This is a genomic window from Simplicispira sp. 125, from assembly GCF_003096555.1.
Lineage (GTDB): Bacteria > Pseudomonadota > Gammaproteobacteria > Burkholderiales > Burkholderiaceae_C > Simplicispira.
In genome coordinates this window covers 1301843-1314663 of record NZ_QEKM01000001.1, presented here as the reverse complement: position 1 = coordinate 1314663, position 12821 = coordinate 1301843, and the positions used below count along the sequence as shown (strand labels likewise).

Annotated in this window: 12 protein-coding genes and 1 pseudogene; 4 read left to right on the top strand and 9 right to left on the bottom strand. The window is 62.3% G+C overall.

The features are described from left to right. The first annotated feature begins 116 nt into the window (after nucleotides 1-116). A complete protein-coding gene (gene ppa, locus C8D04_RS05970; RefSeq protein ID WP_116004028.1) occupies nucleotides 117-653 on the top strand; it encodes an inorganic diphosphatase in 537 nt (178 codons plus the stop codon). 156 nt (nucleotides 654-809) lie between these two features. On the opposite strand, the gene C8D04_RS19175 is transcribed toward ppa, so the two are convergent. Together C8D04_RS19175 and C8D04_RS05960 are read right to left on the bottom strand one after the other, a co-directional pair. Continuing rightward, nucleotides 810-1058: a hypothetical protein gene (locus C8D04_RS19175; RefSeq protein ID WP_158550286.1), complete on the bottom strand. Its 249-nt coding sequence runs from the start codon at nucleotides 1056-1058 to the stop codon at nucleotides 810-812. Further along, nucleotides 1043-1189: a hypothetical protein gene (locus C8D04_RS05960; RefSeq protein WP_347708413.1), complete on the bottom strand. Its 147-nt coding sequence runs from the start codon at nucleotides 1187-1189 to the stop codon at nucleotides 1043-1045. Before C8D04_RS05960 ends, C8D04_RS19175 begins: the two co-directional genes overlap by 16 nt. Nucleotides 1190-1530: 341 nt before the next feature. On the opposite strand from C8D04_RS05960, the gene C8D04_RS05955 reads away from it, so the two are divergent. Further along, nucleotides 1531-3300 carry a methyl-accepting chemotaxis protein gene (locus C8D04_RS05955; protein ID WP_116004027.1) on the top strand — a complete coding sequence of 590 codons (1770 nt, stop codon included), beginning with the start codon at nucleotides 1531-1533 and terminating at the stop codon, nucleotides 3298-3300. 316 nt (nucleotides 3301-3616) lie between these two features. On the opposite strand, the gene C8D04_RS05950 is transcribed toward C8D04_RS05955, so the two are convergent. After that, complete coding sequence (locus tag C8D04_RS05950; RefSeq protein ID WP_116003225.1) at nucleotides 3617-4702, bottom strand: IS110 family transposase; 1086 nt, start codon at nucleotides 4700-4702, stop codon at nucleotides 3617-3619. Nucleotides 4703-4904: 202 nt separating this feature from the next. Between C8D04_RS05950 and C8D04_RS05945 the strand changes: the two genes are divergently transcribed. After that, entirely contained in the window at nucleotides 4905-6116 is a 1212-nt protein-coding gene (locus C8D04_RS05945) for an NnrS family protein (protein WP_116004026.1), read from the top strand. Between the two features lie 85 nt (nucleotides 6117-6201). After that, on the top strand, nucleotides 6202-6495 hold the full coding sequence (locus tag C8D04_RS05940) for a DUF2249 domain-containing protein (RefSeq protein ID WP_116004025.1): 294 nt from the start codon (nucleotides 6202-6204) through the stop codon (nucleotides 6493-6495). A gap of 43 nt (nucleotides 6496-6538) precedes the next feature. Here C8D04_RS05940 and sufT read toward each other — a convergent pair whose 3' ends face one another. The 6 genes and pseudogenes from sufT to sufB form a co-directional block, all read right to left on the bottom strand. Further along, a complete protein-coding gene (gene sufT, locus C8D04_RS05935; protein ID WP_116004024.1) occupies nucleotides 6539-7087 on the bottom strand; it encodes a putative Fe-S cluster assembly protein SufT in 549 nt (182 codons plus the stop codon). Beyond that, a complete protein-coding gene (sufU, locus tag C8D04_RS05930) occupies nucleotides 7087-7560 on the bottom strand; it encodes a Fe-S cluster assembly sulfur transfer protein SufU (RefSeq protein WP_116004023.1) in 474 nt (157 codons plus the stop codon). The genes sufT and sufU overlap by 1 nt, the downstream gene beginning before the upstream one ends. 82 nt (nucleotides 7561-7642) lie before the next feature. Continuing rightward, nucleotides 7643-8917: a SufS family cysteine desulfurase gene (locus tag C8D04_RS05925; RefSeq protein ID WP_116004022.1), complete on the bottom strand. Its 1275-nt coding sequence runs from the start codon at nucleotides 8915-8917 to the stop codon at nucleotides 7643-7645. Further along, nucleotides 8910-10138 (bottom strand): annotated as a pseudogene (locus C8D04_RS05920) (SufD family Fe-S cluster assembly protein). Before C8D04_RS05920 ends, C8D04_RS05925 begins: the two are co-directional and overlap by 8 nt. Nucleotides 10139-10141: 3 nt before the next feature. Next, on the bottom strand, nucleotides 10142-10912 hold the full coding sequence (gene sufC, locus C8D04_RS05915; RefSeq protein WP_116004020.1) for a Fe-S cluster assembly ATPase SufC: 771 nt from the start codon (nucleotides 10910-10912) through the stop codon (nucleotides 10142-10144). Nucleotides 10913-10991: 79 nt separating this feature from the next. Next, nucleotides 10992-12449, bottom strand: a complete 1458-nt coding sequence (gene sufB / locus C8D04_RS05910; RefSeq protein WP_116004019.1) for a Fe-S cluster assembly protein SufB — start codon at nucleotides 12447-12449, stop codon at nucleotides 10992-10994. Nucleotides 12450-12821: the final 372 nt, after the last annotated feature.

Genomic DNA, 12821 nt, shown 5'->3' with positions numbered 1-12821 from the left:
CAATTTACCCTGAAAAATGGCGTGCAAGCGCCAAGAAAGGGGCGCGCCGGTAAAATGAGGGTTAATCCCGACCTGAATTCTTTAATCCTCATCAAACTTCAACGCGAACGACCACCATGTCCCTCAATAGCGTCACCCCTGGCAAGAATGTTCCCGAATCCTTCAACGTGGTCATCGAGATTCCCATGGACTCCGACCCGATCAAGTACGAAGTGGACAAGGAGTCGGGCGCCATCTTCGTCGACCGTTTCATGACGACGGCGATGTACTACCCCTCCAACTATGGCTATGTGCCGCGCACCCTCAGCGGTGACGGCGACCCGGTGGACGTACTGGTCATTACTCCCTACCCACTGCACCCCGGCGTGGTCGTGCCTTGCCGTGCGCTGGGCATCCTGAAGATGGAAGACGAAGCCGGCATTGACGGCAAGGTGCTGGCTGTACCCACGAACAAGGTGCTGGGTATGTACTCCGCCTGGAAGAACATTGAAGACGTGAACCCCGCACGCCTCAAGGCCCTGAGCCACTTCTTCGAGCACTACAAGGACCTGGAAGAGGGCAAGTGGGTCAAGGTGCTGGGCTGGGAAGGCATCGAAGCCGCACACAAGGAAATCGTGGACGGCCTGGCCAACTACGAGAAGGCCAAGGCCTGACGCCAGGTGCCAGGTGCCAGGCGCAGTGTCAGTGACACTGTGCTGCCCCACTCAAAAGCATGCAGAAGGCGACTTCTGCATGCTTTTTTCATGGGGCATCCAGCAATGATGGGTTGCTTATCGACGGGTGAGCCGCCATTTAGATGTGCAGTGTTTTTAGCCTTTTGCGCTGATGCCGTAAGCGTTAGCGGCTATCAAAAATTTATTTTTTGGCCGTTTGCTGCGTGGCAGGCGTTGTGCTGCTCGAGCGCAGGCGGTGTAGGGCAGGGCAGCGCCCTGGTGGATAAAACCGGGACCACCATGACCGAAGTTGTGACGGATATCCGCAGTGTCATGGACATCATGGGTGAGATCAGCGCCGCGAGCCGTGCCCGGGCCATGGGGCTGGCTCAGGCGGTTGGCCATAGCCCACCGGGGTCCCCGGCCGTCAGGGCCGGAAAGACGATGACCGAATGGCCATCGCCCAGTGATGCACGCTGCAGCAAGGGCCACGCCGTGAGTACGGCTCCCAGTTCCCAGGGTGTGCGAAATTCCATGGCACAGCAAGTGCAGGCCGGGCAGCGGTATGGCGTGGGTGCGTTCCCGGGAGGGTGCTGTTCAAGGGCATCAGGTCTCCAGGGCAATCAAAGGCAGGCGAACTGGCATTTTTCCAGGGGTATGACGCTGTCAAGTGGGCAAAGCCTTCCAATGAAGACGGGGATGTGCCTGGGGCCGTAGCGGTGGGTTGGACATTCGTTACCCATGCTGCACAACGGTAGATGACCTCTCGTAAACCGGAGAAAAAAACGGTATCGTGACTTTTTTCTGTCGCTCATGCGACTTGTGTGGGCGGCGGCATAAGATAACTGCCTACGCGACCCCAACCAGGAAAATTTTTATGATTTCGTTCAGCCAGCTCAGTGTTTCCCGGCGACTCGGGTGGTTGGTGGGGGCTGCCATGCTGGCCATGCTCGCCCTGGTGGCCATCATCATGGTGTCTGAGCGCAGCCTGATCCTGCAGGAGCGCCAAGCCAGCGTACGCCAGGCCGTGGAAACCGCCCATGGCGTGATTGCCTACTACCACGCGCAGGCGACCAAGGGCACCATCACCGACGACGAAGCCAAGCAGCGCGCGATGGATGCGGTACGGGCACTGCGCTACAACAAAACCGAATATTTCTGGATCAATGACATGCAGCCCAAGGTGGTTATGCATCCCATCGTTCCAGACATGGAGGGCAAGGACCAAAGCCAGCGCAAGGATCCTACGGGCAAATACCTCTATGTAGAGTTTGTCAAGGTGGTGCAAAAGGATGGTGCTGGTTTTGTGGACTATCTGTGGCCCAAGCCGGGCAGCGATGTGCCGGTGGAAAAAGCGGCCTACGTCAAAGGTTTTGCACCCTGGGGCTGGATTGTGGGCTCCGGCGTGTACGTTGATACGGTACAGGCGACCTTCTTGCAGCGGTTGGGCGAGGCGGGTGGGGTCGCAGTGCTTCTGGCCCTGGGCCTGGGTTTGATTGGTTTCTGGATTGCGCGCAGCATCCTGCGGCAGTTGGGGGGAGAACCCTCTTTGCTCAATGCCATCACGCACCGCATTGCGCAAGGCGATCTGGCGGTGGATATGCCTCAGAGCAAGGATGAGACCAGTGTGATGCACGGCATTCAATCCATGCGCGACAACGTGGCCAGCATCGTGACACGGGTGCGTGAAGGTTCCGAGAACGTAGCAACGGCGAGCGCCGAGATTGCCCAGGGCAACCACGACCTGTCGGCACGCACAGAGCAGCAGGCCAGTGCACTGGAAGAGACAGCGGCGTCCATGGAAGAGCTGAGCAGCACGGTGCGCCAGAACGCCGACAACGCCCGCGAGGCCAATCAGCTGGCAGTGAATGCATCGAGCGTGGCGCAGCAGGGCGGCGAAGTGGTGGCCCAGGTGGTGGAAACCATGAAGGGCATCAATACCAGCAGCCAGAAGATCGCCGACATCATTGGCGTGATCGACGGCATTGCCTTTCAGACCAACATCCTGGCCTTGAACGCTGCGGTGGAAGCCGCCCGCGCGGGCGAGCAGGGGCGGGGCTTTGCCGTCGTGGCCAGCGAAGTACGCAGCCTGGCGGGGCGCAGCGCCGAGGCGGCCAAGGAGATCAAGAACTTGATTTCTGCCAGTGTCGAGCGCGTGGAGCAAGGCAACGCCCAGGTGGACAAGGCGGGAGCGACGATGACCGAAGTGGTGGCGGCGATTCGGCGGGTGACCGACATCATGGGTGAGATCAGTGCCGCGAGCAGCGAGCAAAGCTCAGGGGTGGCGCAGGTGGGCGAAGCGGTCACGCAGATGGACCAGGCCACGCAGCAAAATGCTGCTTTGGTGGAGCAAATGGCAGCGGCGGCCAGTAGCCTCAATAGCCAGGCTGGAGAGCTGGTGCAGTCTGTAGCGGTCTTCAAGCTGGCACACAGCCCTGCCACGCCTGCCCGGGCAGCGACACCACCCGCGCGCCCTGCGCTGGCAAAGCAGCCTCCTGTTGCGGCGCCTGCACGGAGCAAGGCGCCGGGTTTGAAGGCGCCCGCGCCCAAACCGTCGGCTCCGCCCAAGGCCCGGCCTATACCCCCATCTGCAGTGCCACCGGCGCCGGTCCAAGGCAAAGGCGACGATGACTGGGAGAGCTTCTAGGGCGTGTCATCAATCTAACCGTCTTATATGGACTCCCCCACAAGTTCAAGAAACTGATCGATATTTTGGTTGTTGGGGAAGCGCCTGCAGTCGTATATCCGGCATCTAAAATGGGATCGTATTTGTCCCGTGCCGACATGGAATCTGCGTCACCAATGCGCCAGTCGCTACGAACGGCAGGCAAGCTGCCGGAAGAGTTATCGGCGTCTATCGGTGTGGGGTGAACCCTATTGGCCATGATGGTCGATCAATCTCGTCACAAGCGTGGATGGGTGTTCAGTTTCTTCTCGATAACGGCTGTTTTGGATGTTGGCATTCAAGCGGGCATCGCAAAACTCTCCCTGCTGATCTTCTTGCCTAGGCGCACGGTAGGTTCATCAAACGCCACCTTGTCGCGCAGCGTGGCATAACAAATCCGCGCCAGTTTGTTCGCCAGCGCGCACGCCGCCTTGTTGTGATTGCTGCGGGCTTGCACATCCAGTGCCCAGCGGCGCACCCCACAGACCTCGCGCCCCGCGTTATCCGCCACCTTGGAGGCGCGCAGCACGCTCCTGGCGCCATGCGTGAGCAACATACGCAAGTAGCGGTCCCCTTTCTTGGAGATGTGCCCCAGGTAGCGGGAATTACCCGAGCTGTACTCTTTCGGTGTCAGCCCAAACCAGCTGGAGAAATGCCTAGCATCCTTGAAGTGGCTCACATCACCGGATGTAGCTGCCACCATCGCAGTCGCGGTCAGCAGGCCAATACCGGGAATCGACAGCAGCGTAGTGCAGGCCGGGCTGAGCCTGGCCAGCGCAGCCAACTCGCGCTCCAGTTGGGCAATGCGTGCTTCCAAAAGACGAATCTCCTCAATCAACAACTTGGCGGTGCCGCGAATCAAGTCCGGCACGGCCGTGTTGGGGTCGGCCAGCACACGGCTGATTGCTTCAATGCCGGTGCGTGCTCCCACTGGGATGGCAATGCCAAACTCACGGCAGAACCCACGAAGGGCATTGATGCGCGAGGTGCGGGTACCCATCCAAAGGCTGCGGATGCGGTGCATACCCTGCAAGGCCTGTTGTTCCACCGACTTGATGCGCACCGGGCGCATGTCGGAAGCACGGGCGGCTTCCAGCAGCGCTGCCGCATCGGCAGCATCGGTCTTGTTGCGCTTGACGTAGGCACGGATGTACTGGGCGGGTAGCAAGCGCACCTCGATGCCCAGGCCGTTGAGCCAGCGTCCCCAGTGGTGGGCTGAGCCACAGGCTTCCATGATGACCAGGGAAACGTCACGGTTGACAAACCAGCGCTCAAACTGGGTGCGGGTGAGGCGATGGGTTTCAACCACGCGCCATTGATCATCGGCCACGGCGAGTTGAAACACGGACTTTGCAAGATCGACGGCAACGGTAGTAGCATTCATGTCGGACTCCTTACGTTGAACAACCTGATCTCCACGCCAATGAAAACCAGGACGCAAATGTTGCGCAAAAAGACGGGGGAGTCCATCCCATCACTTGAGGGCGTGGGGATTGCATTGCGGGCTGATAGGTATTAAGATTCAGATAAAATGAATCTTTTGTAGACCATGAGCTCCTGAAGGCAGGTGCTGTGGTCATGCCTCCATGAATCAACCCATTTCGCCCTTACTGACCCCAGCCGCGCAGGCACAACCTCCCGCTGTTCTTCAGGGTTGGCCTTTGCTGCGCTTGGGATTTCGTCCGTTTTATCTGGGAGCAGCGCTCCTGGCCTGCCTGTCGGTGCCGTTGTGGATTGCCGTGTTTCTGGGGCATGCACGCCTGGATCTGCCCATCAGCCCCTTGCTCTGGCATGCGCACGAGATGCTGTTCGGCTTTGCGGCAGGCGTCATCGTCGGCTTCTTGCTGACGGCGGTGAAGGCATGGACCGGGCTGCCCACGCCGCGCGGGGCGGTTCTGGGGGCGCTGGCTTTGCTGTGGCTGGCGGCGCGCGTGGCTGCAGTGACTGCGCCCTACGCGGTGTATGCGGTGCTGGATGTGGCGTTGCTGCCGATCGTGGCCGGCATCCTCTTGCGGGTCCTGCTGAAATCGGGAAACAAGCGCAACATACCGCTCATCTCCATTCTCTTGCTGATGTCGTTGGCCAACCTCGCATTCCACCTGGCCGCCACGGGTGTGATCGACTTGCCGCCTCTCTCGCCGCTGTATGCCGGCCTGGCGTTGATCGTGATGATCGAATGCGTCATGACAGGGCGGGTCGTGCCCATGTTTACCAAGAGCGTGACTCCGGGGCTGGTGATTACAGTGTCTCGCCGTTTTGAACTGGGCACGCTGGCAGTGACCGCGCTGGCCTTGGCGCTGTGGGTGTTTGCCCCGGCGGGTCTGTGGACTCTGGTGGCCTGCGTATTGGCCGCTGTGGCGCATGCTGTGCGTTTGTGGAAGTGGCACCCGCTGGTCACGCGCAAGCGCCCCATTTTGTGGATTCTGCATGCCTCCTATGCCTGGATTGCTGTGGGCTTTGTACTGCTGGCCATGGCCCAGGTAGGCTGGGTGGTAGCGTCGGCGGCGGTACACGCTTTTGCTGTGGGAACCACGGGCGGGTTGATCATCGGCATGATCACCCGCACTGCACGCGGCCATACCGGGCGGCCCCTGCAGGCCAGCCGTGCCGAGGTGCTGGCCTATGCCCTGGTGATGGGGGCGACCGTGCTGCGTGTCTTGCTGCCGATCGCTGTGCCGCAGTGGTATGGCATGGCCCTGGCCATTGCAGCCGCGGCATGGTGCGTGGCGTTTGCGATCTACCTTGTGATTTACACCCCCTGGCTTGCCCAGACCCGGCTGGATGGCAAGGACGGCTGAAAAGCCGCCTGTCTCGTTTTGTGCCCAGGGAACGCACAGTGCGTTCCCGTATTTTTATCCTCCGTTTGCCTAGAAAGGCTTCTCCATGCTTCCTACCCAGTCCCCTGTGATCGATGTACGCACCCTCGAGCCGCGTGAGCGCCATGTGCAGATTTTTGGGAAGTTTGATGCGATGCGCGCGGGCGAGGCTCTGCAGATCGTGAACGACCACGACCCCGTGCCACTGCGTCACCAGCTGGAATCCCGTGCGCCAGGCCAGGTCCAGTGGGCCTACCTGGAGTCGGGCCCGGCACAGTGGCGGGTGCTGATCAGCAAGCTCGAGGCCAAGGTGACCGAAGAAGCGGGTTCTTGCTGCTCGGGCGGCGCCTGCGGCGGTTGATGTGTGCCATCCTGCCCACTCTGGTGGTGGGCAGGGGTCGTTTTTACAGTCCGAGGGATAGCAGGGCCGCCTCGGACATCATGGAGCGATTCCAGGGCGGATCGAACACCATGTTGACCGTGATCTCGCCCACCCGGGGCAGGGCCAAAACCTTGTCGCACACCTCGTTGGCAATGGCTTCACCCATGCCGCAGCCGGGGGCGGTCAGCGTCATATCGATCACGACGCGCACTTTTTCGGTATCTTCCAGCGGCTCCAGCACGCAGCGGTAGATCAGCCCCAGTTCCACGATGTTGACCGGAATCTCCGGGTCGTAGCAGGTGCGCAGCGTCTGCCAGACGAGATCGCTGACATCCTTCGCCTCGACGACCTCAGGCAGTGCCAGCGCTGCAGGCTCTTTTTTTCCGATGGCATCGGCGTCCGTACCGCGCAGGCGCACCAGTTGGCCTTCGACCACCAAGGTAAAAGAAGAGCCCAACGCTTGCGTGATTTGCGCCAGGGTGCCTGCTTCCAGATCAATGGGTGAGCCATCGGGAATGCGCTCGACGCACACCGAACGGCGGACCAGGACATCTTCGCGTTGGCGCTTCATCATGGTGTTTTCTCCGCGTGGGGCGTTGCCACGCTTGTGTTGTCTGCTTCCTGCGCCAGGGCATGCATGAGGGCGTGCCAGCCGAGCAGGGCGCATTTGATGCGGCTGGGGTAGCGTCGTACCCCGGCCAGGCTGATGAGTTTGCCCAGATGGGCGTTTTCAGGATCGGTCTCGCCGGTCAGTACGGCGCGGAACTGCTGCTGCAACTGCCGCGCCACTGCCACTTCCTGGCCTTTGATGGCTTCGCTCATCATGGAAGCCGATGCCATGCAGATGGCGCAGCCCTGTCCGTGGAAGCGGATGTCGTGCACATGGCCCTGGCGAATGTCCAGTTCCACGGCAATGTTGTCGCCGCATTGCGGGTTGGTACCGCGTGCCTGGTGGGTGGGGTGGGCAAGGTGGCCAAAGTTGCGCGGTGCGCGTTTGTGTTCCACCACCACGTCCTGGTACAGGTCATTGTCCGGGGTGTTCATTTCAGGTCTCCATTGCGTTGCGCGGCATCCACGACACAGAAAACTGGCAGAGCCCAGGAGCAAAGCGACATAGGGTGGTGTTTCACTTCAGCATCTCCAGTGCGCGGACCACGCCTGCCAGCAGGCGTTCCACTTCGTCGTGGGTGTTGTAAACGGCGAACGAGGCGCGTGTGGTCGGGCCAACGCCCAGGTGCTCCAGCAGCGGCTGTGCGCAGTGGTGGCCGGTGCGCACTGCAATGCCTTGCCCATCAAGCAGCGTGCCTATGTCGTGCGGGTGCACATTGCGGGCGACGAACGACACCAGGGCCGAGCGTGTAGCGTGCGGCGCCAGCACCGTGATGCCCTCGATGGCGGCGAGGCCCGCGGCGGCATGCGCCCGCAGTGCATGCACATGGGCATCGATCACGTCGCGCCCAACCTCGTCGATGAAAGCCGCCGCCGCCGCCATGCCCACGGCGCCGGCCACATGGGGCGTACCGCCCTCCAGCCGGGCAGGCAGACCGGCGAAACCGGCATCTTCGTACGTCACCCATTCCACCATGTCGCCGCCCAGGCGCAGGGGCATCAGGCGCTCGAGCGCGGTGCGCTTTCCCACCAGGGCGCCGATACCCATGGGGCCATACATTTTGTGGCCTGAAAAGGCCATGAAATCGCAGTCAAGCTGCGACAAGTTGGGCGCGGCGTGTGCCATGGCCTGCGCAGCATCCAGCACGGTGAGCGCGCCCGCCTGCGCTGCCAGGGCCAGCAGGTCTTCATACGGAGGGCGCTCGCCGGTCGCGTTGGCGCAGGCAGTGATCGCGAAAACCCGCGTGCGCGGTGTCAGCAGGCGGGCCAGGTCGTCGGTGTGCAGACGGCCCTGCGCATCGGGCAGCAAGATGCGCAGGCTGGCGCCGCTGCGCCGTGCAATCTGTTGCCATGGCACCAGATTGGCGTGGTGTTCCAGGCCACTGACGATGATCTCGTCCCCCGGGCGCAGCCATGCTGGGCCCGTGCCACCGGCCCAGAGCCCCTGGGCCACCAGGTTCAGCGATTCGGTGGTGCCCGACGTAAAGACCAGTTCATGCGCCGCGCTTGCGCCGACGAAACGCTTCAGATCGCTGCGCGCCTGTTCAAAGGCGTCGGTGGCGCGTTGGCTCAAGGTGTGCACGCCGCGATGGATATTGGCGCGGTCTTTCTCCTCGAAATGGCGCATGGCCGACAGTACCTGCAGCGGCATTTGTGTGGTGGCAGCGTTGTCGAGGTAGGCCAGTGCGCCGCCCTGAATGCGCTGCTGCAGCACCGGAAACAGGTCGCGCAGGCCATGCACCACGGAATCAGCTGTCAGAGACGGTGTTTGCGGAAACTGCAGATCACCCATGGTGCGCCTCCAACTGCTGCGCGATGGTGCGCGCCAGCAAGCCATCGGCCATCAGGGTGGCCAGCGTTTCCGGGTCGTCGAAGCAGCGTTCCAGCAGGGCCGTGGCCATGCCTTCAATGATGAGTGCACGCGCACTGGTTTCGTCCAGACCGCGCTGGCGGGCGTAGAACAAGGCGTCTTCAGGCAAGGCGCCCCAGGTGGCGCCGTGTGCAGCCTGCACCTTGTCGTGCAGTATTTCAAGGTGCGGGCGCAGCACCAACCGGGGCTCGCCTGCCAGGGGGATGCCGTTCAGGCGCTGGCGCACGGTGGCATCGTCTGCCCCCGGGGCGATGCGGGTGTGTGCGTTGACCACGGCATGCGCCTGGCCGCTGGCCAGCACCAGCGTTTCCACCGCACTTTCGGTGCGGGCGGCGTTGTGGGCAGTGTGCACCTGCTGTTCCAGCACCACCGCATGGGCGAACAGTACAGCACCCGTGCGCGCGCTGGCGCGGGTGCCCTGCAGGTCCAGCACCGTGCGCTGGAGGTGGTACTGGCTGCCAGAAGCCACCAAGGCCTGCGCATAGTGCGCTCCTTGGCCCAGCCGGGCATGCACCAGGTGGGCCACCTGGTCGCCCGCGGCGGGTGCGGTGATGCGCAGGTGCTGCAGCATGGCGCCTTGGCCCAGATGCAGGTGCACATGCAGGTTCTGCGTCACGCTGCGCTGGCATTGCGCGGGTTCGCGGTCGTGGGTTTCGATGAGTACGCAGCGCACGCCATCGGGCACGTCCACCACCAGCAAAGGGGCCTCCACGGTGCTGCGTGGTTGGTGATGCAGGTGCAGCCACACAGTTTTGCCGGAGCCTTCTTCGGGCATCGCGCCCACACGCAGGCGCAAGCCCTGGCGGCACAGCGCACGGTGCGCCCAGGCAAAAGGGGCGGCGTCGCTGTCGCCGGGCTGGACCAGGCCGCCAAAAAGCTCTGCCCGCTGTTGCGGGTCGCTGGCATCGAGCCAGCGAGCGGCAACGCTGCATTGCAGCGTGTCGCCCACGGGGTGCAGCGTCCAGCCTGCGCCAGCGAGGGGCGAGGCATCGCAACTTGCCGGGTTGGCCTGTGCGCCGTCTCCCAGCCAGGCGCGCGCTGGGGGGGTGGCAGGTGGCGAAAAGATTCGTTGCGTGGGGCAATCCAGCCGCGCACGGCCAGGTGTTCACGGGCGGTCAGCGCATCGGCTTTGGCGGTGTTCATGGCTCAGGCCTCCGCCAGTTCGGGGCTGCGGGCAAAACCGGTCTGGGCGATGCTGCGTGCCAGCTCCAGCCCTCCTGTTTCTGCGATGCAGCCTTGGTCCAGCCGCAGCACGGCATCGGGTTCCAGCGATTCGATCAGGTGCAGGTAGTGGGAGATCACCACCAAGGCCGTTCCCTTGGCGCGCAGTTGGTGCACAAGCTGTACCACGGCCCGCACGCCATCGACATCCATACCCGAGTCGATTTCGTCCAGGAAAGCCAGGCGCGGCTGCAGCAGGGCCAGTTGCAGCAGCTCGTTGCGCTTGCGCTCGCCGCCCGAGAAGCCTTCATTGACCGGACGCGCCAGCATGGCCTCGGGCAGGCCGAGCTGCTGCGCTGCAGTGCGGGCGCTGGCCAGGAAGTCGAACGCATCCAGCGGCTCCTGGCCCCGGGCTTCGCGCACGGCGTTGAGGGCGCTGCGGATAAACAGGTTGTTCTTGACACCCGGGATGTCAGGGGGCGACTGGAACGACACAAACAGCCCGGCGCGGGCACGTTCGTGTGCGTTCAGGGCCAGCAGATCCTGGCCGTCCAGTTGCACTTGGCCGGATGTGACGCGGTACTGCGGGTGACCCGCAAGCGTCAAGCCCAAGGTGCTTTTGCCGCTGCCGTTGGCGCCCATCAGCACCACCAAGGAACCCGCAGGCACGTCGAGAGAGACGGATTTAAGGATGTTGCGCTCACCGATTTGCACGCGCAGGTCACGCACTTGGAGCAGGGGGCTGTGGGTTGTCATGGGATTTCCTTTATAAATTTGATAGCTGCTTGCGCTTGCTGTACATGGTCTAGAGGCTGTTTTATTGAATTTTTCCCCATTAACCCACGGCGCCTTCCAGCGACACCGCCAGCAGGGCCTTGGCTTCCAGGGCAAATTCCATCGGCAGCTCTTCCAGTACGGCCTGGCAGAAGCCGCCCACGATGAGCGCCGTGGCTTCTTGCGGATCAATGCCGCGCTGCTGGCAATAAAAAAGCCGTTCTTCGGAGATGCGGGTGGTGGTGGCCTCGTGCTCCACCACGGCATCGCTGCGCGCCGTGTCGATATAGGGAAAGGTATGCGCCCCGCAGTCCGGGCCGATGAGCAGCGAGTCGCATTGCGTGTGGTTATGCGCGCCGGCGGCGCCCCCGTTCACGCGTACCAGGCCCCGGTAGCTGTTGTGGGCATGGCCCGCGCTGATGCCCTTGGAGACGATGCGGCTCTTGGTATTGCGCCCCAGGTGGATCATCTTGGTGCCGGTGTCGGCCTGCTGGTAGTGGTTGGATACCGCGATGGAGTGGAATTCGCCCCGCGAGTCATCGCCGCGCAGCACCACGCTGGGGTATTTCCAGGTGATGGCCGAGCCGGTTTCGATCTGCGTCCAGGCAATGTGCGAGCGTTGCCCTGCGCACAGCCCGCGTTTGGTCACAAAGTTGTAAATGCCACCGCGCCCCTGTTCATCGCCGGGGTACCAGTTCTGCACGGTGGAATACTTGATGTAAGCGTCGTCGTGCGCGACCAGTTCCACCACAGCGGCGTGCAACTGGTGTTCGTCGCGCTGGGGGGCCGTGCAGCCCTCCAGGTAGCTCACATGGCTGCCTTCCTCGGCAATGATCAGGGTGCGCTCGAACTGGCCTGTGTTGCGTGCGTTGATGCGAAAGTACGATGACAGCTCCATGGGACAACGCACCCCCTTAGGGATGTAGACGAAAGAGCCGTCGGAAAACACCGCCGAATTGAGTGCGGCATAAAAGTTGTCCGCCACAGGCACCACGGTGCCGAGGTAGCGTTCAATCAGTTCTGGATGGTGCTCCACGGCGTGTGAGAACGAGCAGAAGATCACGCCCACCTCGGCCAGTTGCTCGCGGAAGGTGGTCCCTACGGAGACAGAATCAAAAACAGCGTCCACCGCTACCCCGGCCAGGCGGGCGCGTTCGTGCAGCGGTACATTGAGTTTTTCGTAGGTTTCGAGCAGCTTGGGGTCTACTTCGGCCAGGCTCTTGGGGCCATCTTTGAGGGATTTGGGCGCTGAGTAGTAGCAAAGCGCCTGGAAGTCGATGGCATCGACCTGCAAGCGTCCCCAGGCCGGGGGCTCCATGCTCTGCCAGCGCTTGAATGCGGCCAGCCGCCACTGCAGCAAAAACGCGGGTTCACGTTTGCGCAGTGAAATGGCACGAATCGTGTCTTCATCCAGACCCGGAGGCAGGGCGTCTGATTCAACGTCTGTCACAAACCCGTGTTGGTAGGGGCGCTCAAGCGCTTGCACCAAAGGTGCGGCCTGTTCAATGCTGCTGGACATAGTGCATTTCCTTTCAGGGTTGCGCCGGGGCAGTGGCGCGCCCAGGGCGGTGCCGGGATGGGTTTGTGGAGTGTTGTTTCATCGCAGAATCCAAACAGCATTTAATGTGCATAGCGTATGCATCTTTAAGCGCGTATGCAAATGTGCAATCCGGTGACCGCGCCTGCATCAAGGGCATCCAGGATCTAAGGCGATGCTGAACAAGTCACCGCGATGGTGCGCGCCGTGCACCGGGATGGGATGCAAGGCGCAAAACGCAGTCATGGCCGCGGCTATGGCGAGGATTTGCAACGCCGCAGACCGCCCGAGGTACGGATGTGCAGCGCGTGAGGGGCTTGTTCAGCATCGTCCCAAAGGTTGCCATGGGGGTCG

What these genes read in the sequence shown, in the direction of transcription:
- ppa (WP_116004028.1), top strand. Translation starts at nt 117, where the DNA reads ATGTCCCTCAATAGCGTCACCCCTGGCAAGAATGTTCCCGAATCCTTC.
- C8D04_RS19175 (WP_158550286.1), bottom strand. Translation starts at nt 1,058, where the DNA reads ATGGCCAACCGCCTGAGCCAGCCCCATGGCCCGGGCACGGCTCGCGGC.
- C8D04_RS05960 (WP_347708413.1), bottom strand. Translation starts at nt 1,189, where the DNA reads ATGGAATTTCGCACACCCTGGGAACTGGGAGCCGTACTCACGGCGTGG.
- C8D04_RS05955 (WP_116004027.1), top strand. Translation starts at nt 1,531, where the DNA reads ATGATTTCGTTCAGCCAGCTCAGTGTTTCCCGGCGACTCGGGTGGTTG.
- C8D04_RS05950 (WP_116003225.1), bottom strand. Translation starts at nt 4,702, where the DNA reads ATGAATGCTACTACCGTTGCCGTCGATCTTGCAAAGTCCGTGTTTCAA.
- C8D04_RS05945 (WP_116004026.1), top strand. Translation starts at nt 4,905, where the DNA reads ATGAATCAACCCATTTCGCCCTTACTGACCCCAGCCGCGCAGGCACAA.
- C8D04_RS05940 (WP_116004025.1), top strand. Translation starts at nt 6,202, where the DNA reads ATGCTTCCTACCCAGTCCCCTGTGATCGATGTACGCACCCTCGAGCCG.
- sufT (WP_116004024.1), bottom strand. Translation starts at nt 7,087, where the DNA reads ATGAAGCGCCAACGCGAAGATGTCCTGGTCCGCCGTTCGGTGTGCGTC.
- sufU (WP_116004023.1), bottom strand. Translation starts at nt 7,560, where the DNA reads ATGAACACCCCGGACAATGACCTGTACCAGGACGTGGTGGTGGAACAC.
- C8D04_RS05925 (WP_116004022.1), bottom strand. Translation starts at nt 8,917, where the DNA reads ATGGGTGATCTGCAGTTTCCGCAAACACCGTCTCTGACAGCTGATTCC.
- sufC (WP_116004020.1), bottom strand. Translation starts at nt 10,912, where the DNA reads ATGACAACCCACAGCCCCCTGCTCCAAGTGCGTGACCTGCGCGTGCAA.
- sufB (WP_116004019.1), bottom strand. Translation starts at nt 12,449, where the DNA reads ATGTCCAGCAGCATTGAACAGGCCGCACCTTTGGTGCAAGCGCTTGAG.